Origin of the sequence: Labrenzia sp. OB1, from assembly GCF_001624695.1 — a bacterium.
GTDB lineage: Bacteria > Pseudomonadota > Alphaproteobacteria > Rhizobiales > Stappiaceae > Roseibium.
Map to the genome: position 1 here is coordinate 320213 of NZ_JSEP01000005.1, position 9913 is coordinate 330125.

Consider the following 9913-nt stretch of genomic DNA (forward strand, 5'->3'; position numbering starts at 1 on the left):
GGGTGGGAAAGGGCGTGTGAAGGGGGAGTTTGCGCGACGGGCAGAGGGCAGGGAACCGGGGCGGCTTGCGAATTTCAGGTGGCGTAAGCAGACATCCGACCTGACGAAACGCACGATGGATTCGGGCCCGTTGCTGGCGGAGGGAACGGCCGCCGGGCTTGCCGGGGTAGGCGAGGGCGGCTGGATTGGTCTGCACCTGTATTCAGGGCTCGGATGAGAGGAATTGGCGATTGAGGGACTGAAGCCTATTGGTTGGGCTTCCACTCGCTCGCTATCTTTTGCGCTGTGGCAATCTCTTCAGCTGTAATGTTGCCGGCAGCAATCTTGAGGTTTTCACGGCTGTTGTCATTGCCTTGCTCCACGGCCAAACTGAACCACATGTGGGCAAGCACGTAGCTCTGATCCACGCCTTCACCAGTGGCATAGGCAGTGCCAAGGTTGGTCTGCGCGCTGGCAAGTCCCTGTTCGGCTGCGCTGAGATACCATTTTGCGGCTTCGGCGGAATCCTGTGGCACTCCGTCACCGCTGTCATAGGCAATGCCCAGATTGTATTGCGCCAGGGCAATGCCCTGCTCAGCTGCCCGGTGATACCATCTTGCCGCCTCAACCGAATCCTGCGGTACCCCTAAACCGCTGTCATAGGCAATCGCCAGATTGTATTGCGCTCTGGCGTCATTTTGCTCAGCTGCACTGCGAAACCATTTTGCTGCCTCGACATGATCCTGCGGCACCCCTTCTCCATTGTCATAGGCAATGCCCAGGTTGTATTGCGCTCTCACATCTCCCTGCTCCGCAGCCAGCCGAAACTGTTTCAGCGCCACCGGGTAATCGCCTCTTTCATAAGCGGCCCAGCCATCCTCAAATAGTCCTGTCATAGCTAGGCCCTGTGAATGGTTTTTGTTGCGGTGTAGGTTTGGTCAGAATGGACCTTGGCCGCCTGCCAATATCAAGAGCCACAAAACCAGCATTATCTGCTTCATCAGAAACCTTCATGCCGACCGAACCCAGTAAATCAATACCAGGGGTAGTCTCGCTGTCAAAATCCGGTATCGCGGCGGGCGGTGTGGGCAGGGGTTGCTGTGGAATAGTTTGTGGGGAGCGCCATAAGTCTGTCGTCAACACGGCTGGCGGGCCAGGCCAGACTTTCTGGTCGCTCTCAGATCACGAGGAGTGGTGTGCCGGTGGTGGTGCCGTTCTCCAGGGAAGACTGGGCGGCGCTGGCGTCGGAAAGCGGGAATTGCGGCCCCTGTGATGTTGGCGCACCGGCTTGCAAGGCCTCTATGGCCTCTTTGGCTACCGCTTCGTAGCGCACCGGGTCCGCAAGATAGGCCATCACGCTCGGCGTGTGAAACGCAAGGCTTCTCTGAGGACCGAAGTCTTTCGCTGATAGCGACTTAAGGCCTCCCCCTGCCTGACCAACGCTTGCGAAGGTGCCGAACTTCGCGGTGGCCTCCAACGATGCCCTGAACGTCGGCTCGCCAATGCCATCTATCGTGAAATCAACGCCGCGACCGTCCGTCCAATCCCGGACCTCTTTGGCGATTTTCGCGTCGCGGCCGACAATGACTTTCTCGGCCCCATGCGCCAGAGCGCGTTCCGCCTTCGATTCGGTGCCGGCCGTTGCAATGATCTTTGCGCCGAGCCGCTTTGCCCAAGGTATGACAATGCTTGCCAAGCCACCTGCGCCAGCATGGATCAGGATCGTCGTTCCCGGTGTTATCTCATGAACTTTGCAGAGCAGCATATGCGCGGTGCAGGCACGCAGCAGGCTGCTGGCGGCGAGGGCGTCGGAAAGATTATCCGGCAGCTTTACAGCGCGCCAGGCAGGCAGAATCCGCGCTTCGGCGTATCCGCCCACGATGCCGGCGTATGCGACACGATCCCCCACCGTGACATGGGTAACATCTGCACCAATGGCTTCCACCACGCCTGCGCCTTCCACACCAAGAACGGCAGGCATGGGAAGCGGGTAGATGCCCTTTCGTTGATATATGTCGATGAAGTTCACGCCTACGCCTGTCTGACGCAAACGGATTTCTGCGGGCCCGGGGACACCGGGGTCGCGCGAAATGAGTGACAGGTTCTTTACTCCGCCGGGGGTAGATAGCTCAATAATTTGGGTCATGCTGCACCTCTTTCGGTTCTGGTGAAGCGAAATATCGGTGACACCAAAGTCTTTTTGAATGCATAAAACATGCATATATTTGCTGCATAAATGCATCCATGGGAGCCTGAACTGATGGATTGGGAAAATATCCGCTTCTTTCGGGCACTGGTCGAGACCGGCAGTGTCGCTGCCGCCGCGCGGGACATGGGCGTCGAACGGACGACAGTCACGAGGCGCATTCAGGCGCTTGAAAGAGACACGGGGCTCACTCTGTTCGACCGGCGCGGACGGTCATTGACCCTGACTGCGGCAGGGAGCGATTTTGCCGATGCGACCCGGCCGATGATGGAGGCGGCTCGTGAAGCGGCCAGGTGCGCGGCGGGGATGCGCCCAGGCATGAGCGGCCGCGTCAAGATATCGGCTCCGCCCGCCCTTGCTAAGGCCCGATTGATTGCCCCGATTCTGGCGCTCGGGTGCAAATTCCCCGACCTGGAACTTCAGGTGACCGGTGAGATCGGCTTCGTCTCTTTGCAGCGCGGTGAAGCCGATATTGCAGTGCGCCTTTCGCGACCGGAAAAGGGAGATCTGGCGATCTCCAAGCTTGGCTCAATCGCGTTCCGGCTTTATGCGCACCGGGATTACCTTGAGAAGACCTCGGAACAGGATCGTTTATATATTGGCCAAGGGGACGTTCCGGACGCTATGCCACAACAGGTCGCGCTCAACCGGATCGCCGGCGGCAGGTTCGCTTGCTATACGGATGACCTCGACTTGCAACTGACGGCGGCTCTTGAGAGAGGCGGTATCGCGGCGCTTCCCGATTTTCTGGCGGCGGACCGGGATGAGCTCATGCAGGTAGGATCGGCGGAACCGCTTCTTGTCCGCGACATCTGGTCCGTAACCCATAACTCGCAGCGCCATCAAGAACGGATCAGGCGAACGATCGAGGTTCTAAGGACGGCGTTCACATGATGTGCCGCCACTGCGAAGGCGGACAGTCGAACACGGAGCGGCCTCTTTCGTCTTGGGCTCAATTGTGGCCGTTCGCCGCAAGTGATCTGGATCGCTCATAGAGCCAGCTCCGGTCCGGCAGGTACAATCCCACTTGGATTCACGCCGCGCAGGCTTGCCCAGTAGTGGGTTTTGATCTGATCGAACTTCACGGTCTCGGCGACACTGCCATGCTCGTAGAGCCGCTTGCGCAAGGCCGAGAGGTTCGGATAGTCCGTGATCCGTCGAATGTTGCATTTGAACAGCGCGACATAGACTTGATCGAAGCGGATTAGCGTGGTGAACAATCGCCAGTCTGCTTCGGTCAATTGGCCGCCCACGAGATAACCGCTGCCTTCCAACCGTGCCTCAACCGTGTCCAGTGCCGTGAAAAGATCAGTGACGGCTTCTTCATATGCAGCTTGGGTTCCAGCAAACCCGCAACGGTACACACCATTGTTGATCTTGCTGTAAACGAGGTCATTCACTTCGTCGATTTCCGTCAGATGGGCTTCGGGTGCAAAATTGGTGTCGTTGCCTGCGATGCCAACAAAGGCCGAATTCTACATCCGAGCAATTTCGGCAGATTCATTGCTCACAATGGTGTTCAACTTTTTGCCCCACAGAACCGGCACACTGACGCGGCCCGTATAGGTCGGGTCAGCGCGTGTGTAGATTTCATGCAGGTACTCTTTTCCCGACAGGTGATCGGGAAACCCACCATTGGCATCGCTGAACTCCCAACCGTCTAGATTGACGACAGGCGAAACCGGCGAGACTGAAATTGCATGTTCCAGCCCCTTGAGGCTGCGCATGATCAATGTGCGGTGTGCCCACGGGCAGGCATAACTAACATAGAGGTGATATCTTCCGGCCTCAGGCGCAAACTTTGCACCGGATTCAGCTGATATCCAGTTGCGGAAATCGGTTTCCTGACGACGATAATGCCCGTCTTCCGAAGCCAGAATGTCACCTTCACGTGTCCAAACGCCATCGATCAACCTGCCAGCCATTTTCGGTTCCTTGTTTGGGTCCATCCGATGAAGTTGTCACCGTGGGTAATGCGCATCTATTCCGCAGTTTCAGGTTCTGGTTGCGTTGCGAGGTAGCTCTCATAAACCAGGCCATAGGCGGTATGGCCGGCCAAAACGCCTCCGAGCGGATATCCTTGGTTGGAGCGCCAGTCGTTCATGACTTCGGCCAGCACAGAGGCCCATGTTGTAACTTTCACTCCGGCTTGGCTCATACGCAGCATGGCCGCATCGCGGGTCACCTCGTCCCATGTTCCTGATGCGTCAACGACGGCATAAACGTCGTAGCCCTCGGCGACGGCGGACAACGCGGGGAACAGCAGGCAAACATCGGTGACGATCCCCGCCATGATGATCTTTTTGCGGCCGGTGGCTTCAATTGCGGTTTTGAATTCAGGCGAGTCCCAGGCGTTGATTTCGCCAGACCGGTTGATCACCGTTTTGCCCAGCACGTTGGTGATGTCTGACAAAATCGGGCCATTGGGGCCCTCTGCCAAAGAAGCCGTGACCACCGACGGAATGCCTGCGGTCTTGGCCATGTTGGTCAAGCCATTGATGTTCTTGCGCAGAGTTTCCGGTTGAATGTCTCGCACACTGGCAAGCAGGCCAGTTTGGTGATCGATCATTGCCAACACAGCGTTGTCGGGAGTCAGAAACTCCGAAAACTTGTCAGTCATGAATTGTGCCTTTGTTGGGAGGTTGTGTCGGCTAGGCGAGTGCGCCGACGAGAATGAATTGAACGTCGGTGTTGGCTGTGAACGTGCCATCGGCACCACGGATCAGATCCCCTGCCGTCAAATTCGTGGTTTCAAACTGCCCATCTCCCTTGGCGAGATAAGCCAGGTACGGAGTTGCCAGCTCAATGGACTGACCTTCTGTCAGCATGGCCACGTCGATGGTGGTGTTCGCCGCAAAGGACTGTGTGTCCTCGGGTGTGCCGCCGTAAATGCGAACCGTCTCGCCCCATGCTGGGCTGAACTTCTTGTATCCGGCTGGCTCACCCTTAACTTCGGGCATGGCCCAAAGCTGCAACATACGGTTCTTGGTTTCATCGGGGTTCACTTCGTTATGCGTGAACCCTTCACCGCCAGCCCGTTGCACTTGTGCATCGTTGGTCTCGAGCGATCCGCCGTGTTCCAAAGACCCCTGATGCGCAACGCGGCCTTCCACCATGACAGAGATCACGTCGATCTCTTTGTGCGGATGCATGGTGGTTTCGCCTTTGGGGTCGAACTGTGCATCCGCCAGATAGACGAAGTTGCCAATACCGTCCCAAGCGTCCGGATTGGCTCGGTCACCCCAGAGTTTTTTGCCAGTCACAAGACGGTGTTCCTTCAAACCGGCAAAACCGCCCTGGATGAGCGCATCACGGTGCAGGATTTCGAGGTTTTGAGATGTCATGGCATTTCCAATCAAGCGTATTGCATTGCTTGGTTGGCAATATGTATTTATCCTGTCATGGCTCAATTGAGCGAAAAAGCAAAAGAGAGTTCTATTTTTGGAGCGTCGTGACTTAAACGATTTGGCAGTTTTCGCAGCCATTGCTCAGGAGCAAAGCATTTCCCGTGCCGCTGAAAAACTGAAGTTGCCGAAATCGAATGTGAGCCGACGGTTGGCACGGTTGGAAGATCGACTTGGGGTCCAATTGATGGAGCGCAATACCCGCAGCAGTCGATTGACATCGATTGGTGTTTGTTACGCTGACTACTGCCGTTTGATGGTTGAGGAAGCAAATGCTGCCGATGCCCTGATCGAAACAAGTCTGGGGGAGCCGGCAGGGGAGTTAAGAGTCTCGGCCTCTGTGCTTGTCGGACAGGAAATCATAGCTCCCGCTATTGCGGCGTATGGCCAGCGATATCCAAAAGTGCAGGTCATCCTGGAACTGACGAACGCGCGGGCCAACGTCATAGAAGACGGGTTTGATCTGGCATTCCGCATTGGGAAAAATCAGGACTCCACACTCATGTCGCAAGTGGTTGCGACGTTTCCGTTTGGCGTTTATGCCAGTCCTGATTACTTGCGCCGCTCGAACAAAATTCAATCACCCAAGGACCTACAACAACATCGATGCCTGATCATGCGCGCCGGCGTTAAAACTTCACGGTGGAAATTAGGGCGGGCCGAAGAAGTTGAAGAAATCACGATACAGGGCGCGGTCGTCGTCAACGATTTCCTGACACTTCGAAATCTGGCAGTCGCAGGAGGCGGTGTAGCGATGCTTCCGGCCTACGCCGTTCATGCAGAATGCGCGTCCGACCTACTTTCCTCTGTCCTGCCAGATTGGACTGCTTCTGACGCGATATTGTCCGCGATCTACCCAAGTCGCCGTGGTGCGACACTTAAACAACGGGCATTCATTAATCAGGTCAGGGAAGTTGCCGAAAGTTTGGCGTAACTCTGGGCAATGGCGGCAAAGCTGGCCTTCGTGTGAGTGACAGCATCGCGCGAGATGGGCTCGAAGCTGCCTGCGGCGGCGCAGCAATGATCGCGTTTACACGCCTGCGCCAACGTCGTTCACAGCCCATTGCTGGCGTTCACCCGACTCAATGTCGCTGCGGTGCGGCCAGTCGAAGGAGACGTTCGCGGCAACTGCTAAACCAGGACACCCGGCAAAGTCGGCAGAGCGGACGAAGCGAGCCTTCATTCCAGTTGCGCCAAAGTCTGCGTGTCTATGCGTTTCCAGATAGAAGAGAATTTGTGTTCTGCCATTCTTTGACTGAGGTTCGTTCAGATTATTCCAGGAAACGGGACGAACTTCAGGCTTGGATGACTTATTGAAAGGACGTGACTTTATGCCCCCAGGCGACCGCTCGCTTATGCCGGATTATCTACGGTTAATCGCGCTTTTTGGCATTGTGATCGTCAACGTACAATTCATTGCGTTTTCTGCACTTCATGGGTTCACCGAACCGGCGGGTGAAACCTTTAGCGATGATCTGACCCTGTGGTTCGTTAACGGGCTGGCGCTGCTTAAGACTTATGGTCTGTTTTCCTTCATGTTCGGCGTTGGGCTTGGTTTTTTGGTGCGCTCAGCCGAACGGCGGGGTTTGCCGTTTGGCCGTGTCTATCGCAATCGGATGATTGGTCTGCTGCTATTGGGACTGGCGCATGGCTGCCTGTTCTTTCCCGGCGACATTCTTGTCATTTACTCCGTGACCGGGTCGGTCTTTTACTTCTTGCGCAACTGGCCTGTGGCAAGACTCGTAAAATTCGGGGCAGTGCTGCTTGTCTTGCAGCCGGTCGTAGGTTTGCCATTGCTCTCCGCCCCATCAGAAACCCCCGCAGAGATTTTCGGTTACGAAGCAGCCGCCTTGAGTCAGGGGTCATTCATCGACGCCGCTGTTTTCAGAAGTATCGGCTTTGCCTTTACTCTGCCGTTGTTCTTGTTTGTCCAGGGGATCTCTGCACTCGGCTGGTTCTGCCTTGGGTTGTCTGCGGTGAAGTCAGGCATGATTGACAATGCGGCCCATCCGCTTTGGCGGCGCGCACGGCGGGTGTGTCTGTTTCCGGGTCTCGTTCTGAGTCTACTAGGAGCCGGTATTTGGCAATGGGGTCCGGCGACACCGGGGGCCGCTTTGACGATCATCGTCGCCCCAGTCGCAACCCTGGGGTACCTTGGTCTGATTGCCGCGATATCGCGCCCTCCGGGGCCGATACTGGCCCGGACGCTGGTGGCTGGTGGATCAAGCCTAACTGTCTACCTCGGTCAGTCGATCCTCTTGTCTAGCGTTTTTTCAGCTTATGGAATGGGGCTCTGGAACCAAGTCGACAGGGCAACGGCCACGGCCATCGCAGTACTCGTGACGATCCTGTTGATCATCGCCCTGATCGTGTGGCGAAATTGGTTTAAGTTGGGTCCGATTGAATGGGTGTTGCGACGGATCACATATGCCGGGACGGTCGCGGGCTCACAGTGACACCGCAGGCACAGCAAACACTGATAAAGCGCATGGCATTGATCGCAAAAGGCTCAATGTAGCCGTTCGCTGCAATGACTTCCAACGGCAGTTTAGGGCCTCAAGTTACGGCGTGTGTCAACGGCGGCATAAAATCAGGCCACTTGAAGCGGACACGGATTGAATACAGATTACGGCCGACAATCATCAACCTTGAACTGAGGAGAACTGTGTGGCGCTTTTCGAAAAAATCACGGATGCAATCTGGGATGAGATATTGTCGGGCCGCATAAATGTTGGTGAAAAGCTCAAGGACACTGAATGGGCTGAACGGACAGGTGCAAGTCGGACACCTGTTCGTGAAGCGCTGCGGGAACTCGTCAGAGATGGGGTTCTCGTGCCACGCAAGCTCGGCGGATTTACACTGCGGCAGATAACTCCGGAGGAAGTTGAAGCGCTCTATCACTACCGGGCAGCACTTGAGGGAGCCGCCTTGAAAGATAGCAGCAGCAGAGCAAGTAGCGTCAACATTGCCGAGTTGGAACACAACATTTCCGCCGCCAGAAACGCCCTGATGTCTCGCGATTATGAAGCGGTTTTGGTCAAGAATTCGGAGTTTCATGGCCAGTTGCTTTCAAGCTGTCGCAACCAGTTTTTGAACACGGCGCTAAAGTCTGCAAGCAGAATGGTTCTCTTTGCAAGAAGGTCCGTGCTCCTGCGCACCTCGCTTGCCCGTGCAGGTGAATATGAGGCAAGCCTCAATGCAGACCTTGACGATCACGCGACTATTCTAGATCTCCTGAAAGAGTCGAAAATTGATTCAGCTGCGTCTGCCCTTGAAAACCATATTCGCAGAACCGGGCAGGACATGGCGGAAATGCTCTCGTCAACATAGAGACCGGCCTGCCAGGTGAACGGCTCTTCTTAATTCTCGACACTCTCAATCTTCATCAGAACCGAGTTGTTGACTGCGCCTTGATTGCCGCAATCGAGCAACCGTCATGACTCGGAAAAAACTTGTTGTGCCATTTTCATTTTTTGAATACAAAAATATTAAGTTTTGTATTCAAAATTGGACTTGAACCATGACCGTTGACGCCATTCCACCGAGTGCCGCACTTTTCCCTGCCGAGTTCGACCCTTATCAGATCTCGCAATCCGAGTTCTCCGCCCTGGGAGACAAGACCTACCTGGATGTTGCTTCTCGTGCCCCTTTGGCAAGGAGTGTCCGTGGCGCGATTGATCGCTATGTCGCCATGCGCAGTGTCGGTGGCGACAAGGATGCGATGTTTGAAACGGCCGAGCGTGTACGCGAAAAGGTATCTCGGCTCATCGGTGCAACGGCCGAAGAGATCGCCTATACGAAGAACGTCTCTGAAGGCCTCGGCATCGTGGCCACATCCTTAGGTCTTGGACGTGGAGATGAAGTTGTTTTCTGTCCCGAAGCAGAGCATCCAAACAACATCTATCTCTGGCTACATCTGCAAAAGTCTACCGGAATTAAGCTAACCGCTGTCCCGGCGAAGGACGGCTGCGTTGACGCTGAGGCCATTGTTGAAGCGATAGGTCCAGACACAAGACTTGTGACGGTCTCATACCAAACGACAAAATTCAGGACCGATGCGCCCAGTCACGCATTCCGATTGACATGATTTTCCATGGCTGATCGATGAGCGTGTTCCAGGCCCGGCAGCACAGGTCGACGATCTGGTCGTAGTCCTTGAAGACCCGGTTTGAGAGCCAGTTTTCTCGCATGTACTGCCATAGGTTTTCGACAGGATTGAGTTCGGGAGATCGGGGTGGCAAAGGCAAGAGTGTGATGTTGTCCGGGATGGCGAGCTTGTTTGACGTGTGCCATCCGGCCTGATCAAGGATGACCACGCCATGGG

General features: G+C 55.6%; 10 protein-coding genes and 1 pseudogene. 5 read left to right on the plus strand and 6 right to left on the minus strand.

The window, feature by feature from the left end:
• Window positions 1-245: 245 nt before the first annotated feature.
• Both OA90_RS09505 and OA90_RS09510 read right to left on the minus strand, forming a co-directional pair.
• Window positions 246-875 carry a tetratricopeptide repeat protein gene (locus OA90_RS09505; RefSeq protein ID WP_068409741.1) on the minus strand — a complete coding sequence of 210 codons (630 nt, stop codon included), beginning with the start codon at window positions 873-875 and terminating at the stop codon, window positions 246-248.
• A gap of 281 nt (window positions 876-1156) precedes the next feature.
• Window positions 1157-2200 carry a quinone oxidoreductase gene (locus OA90_RS09510; protein ID WP_199823653.1) on the minus strand — a complete coding sequence of 348 codons (1044 nt, stop codon included), beginning with the start codon at window positions 2198-2200 and terminating at the stop codon, window positions 1157-1159.
• Between the two features lie 39 nt (window positions 2201-2239).
• Between OA90_RS09510 and OA90_RS09515 the strand changes: the two genes are divergently transcribed.
• A complete protein-coding gene (locus OA90_RS09515; RefSeq protein ID WP_068409746.1) occupies window positions 2240-3079 on the plus strand; it encodes a LysR family transcriptional regulator in 840 nt (279 codons plus the stop codon).
• Between the two features lie 95 nt (window positions 3080-3174).
• Here OA90_RS09515 and OA90_RS09520 read toward each other — a convergent pair.
• The 3 genes and pseudogenes from OA90_RS09520 to OA90_RS09530 all read right to left on the minus strand — a co-directional run bounded on the left by OA90_RS09520 (window position 3175) and on the right by OA90_RS09530 (window position 5529).
• A pseudogene (locus OA90_RS09520) lies at window positions 3175-4110 on the minus strand (glutathione S-transferase family protein).
• A gap of 56 nt (window positions 4111-4166) precedes the next feature.
• Window positions 4167-4805: an isochorismatase family protein gene (locus tag OA90_RS09525; RefSeq protein WP_068409747.1), complete on the minus strand. Its 639-nt coding sequence runs from the start codon at window positions 4803-4805 to the stop codon at window positions 4167-4169.
• Window positions 4806-4836: 31 nt separating this feature from the next.
• On the minus strand, window positions 4837-5529 hold the full coding sequence (locus tag OA90_RS09530; RefSeq protein ID WP_068409749.1) for a pirin family protein: 693 nt from the start codon (window positions 5527-5529) through the stop codon (window positions 4837-4839).
• Window positions 5530-5626: 97 nt separating this feature from the next.
• Here OA90_RS09530 and OA90_RS09535 point away from each other — a divergent pair, with 97 nt between their 5' ends.
• The 4 genes from OA90_RS09535 (at window position 5627) to OA90_RS09550 (ending at window position 9676) form a co-directional block, all read left to right on the plus strand.
• On the plus strand, window positions 5627-6523 hold the full coding sequence (locus OA90_RS09535) for a LysR family transcriptional regulator (RefSeq protein WP_068409750.1): 897 nt from the start codon (window positions 5627-5629) through the stop codon (window positions 6521-6523).
• Between the two features lie 379 nt (window positions 6524-6902).
• A complete protein-coding gene (locus OA90_RS09540; RefSeq protein ID WP_156510443.1) occupies window positions 6903-8045 on the plus strand; it encodes a DUF418 domain-containing protein in 1143 nt (380 codons plus the stop codon).
• Between the two features lie 211 nt (window positions 8046-8256).
• Window positions 8257-8919: a GntR family transcriptional regulator gene (locus tag OA90_RS09545; RefSeq protein WP_068409754.1), complete on the plus strand. Its 663-nt coding sequence runs from the start codon at window positions 8257-8259 to the stop codon at window positions 8917-8919.
• Between the two features lie 190 nt (window positions 8920-9109).
• Window positions 9110-9676, plus strand: coding sequence for an aminotransferase class V-fold PLP-dependent enzyme (locus OA90_RS09550; protein WP_068409755.1), 567 nt, complete (start codon window positions 9110-9112; stop codon window positions 9674-9676).
• Here OA90_RS09550 and OA90_RS27975 read toward each other — a convergent pair.
• Window positions 9636-9913, minus strand: a 278-nt coding sequence (locus OA90_RS27975) for a transposase (RefSeq protein WP_199823654.1), incomplete at its 5' end; no start/stop codon positions are given. The genes OA90_RS09550 and OA90_RS27975 overlap by 41 nt on opposite strands.

What these genes read in the sequence shown, in the direction of transcription:
- OA90_RS09550 (WP_068409755.1), top strand. Translation starts at nt 9,110, where the DNA reads ATGACCGTTGACGCCATTCCACCGAGTGCCGCACTTTTCCCTGCCGAG.
- OA90_RS09510 (WP_199823653.1), bottom strand. Translation starts at nt 2,200, where the DNA reads ATGCATGTTTTATGCATTCAAAAAGACTTTGGTGTCACCGATATTTCG.
- OA90_RS09515 (WP_068409746.1), top strand. Translation starts at nt 2,240, where the DNA reads ATGGATTGGGAAAATATCCGCTTCTTTCGGGCACTGGTCGAGACCGGC.
- OA90_RS09530 (WP_068409749.1), bottom strand. Translation starts at nt 5,529, where the DNA reads ATGACATCTCAAAACCTCGAAATCCTGCACCGTGATGCGCTCATCCAG.
- OA90_RS09525 (WP_068409747.1), bottom strand. Translation starts at nt 4,805, where the DNA reads ATGACTGACAAGTTTTCGGAGTTTCTGACTCCCGACAACGCTGTGTTG.
- OA90_RS09505 (WP_068409741.1), bottom strand. Translation starts at nt 875, where the DNA reads ATGACAGGACTATTTGAGGATGGCTGGGCCGCTTATGAAAGAGGCGAT.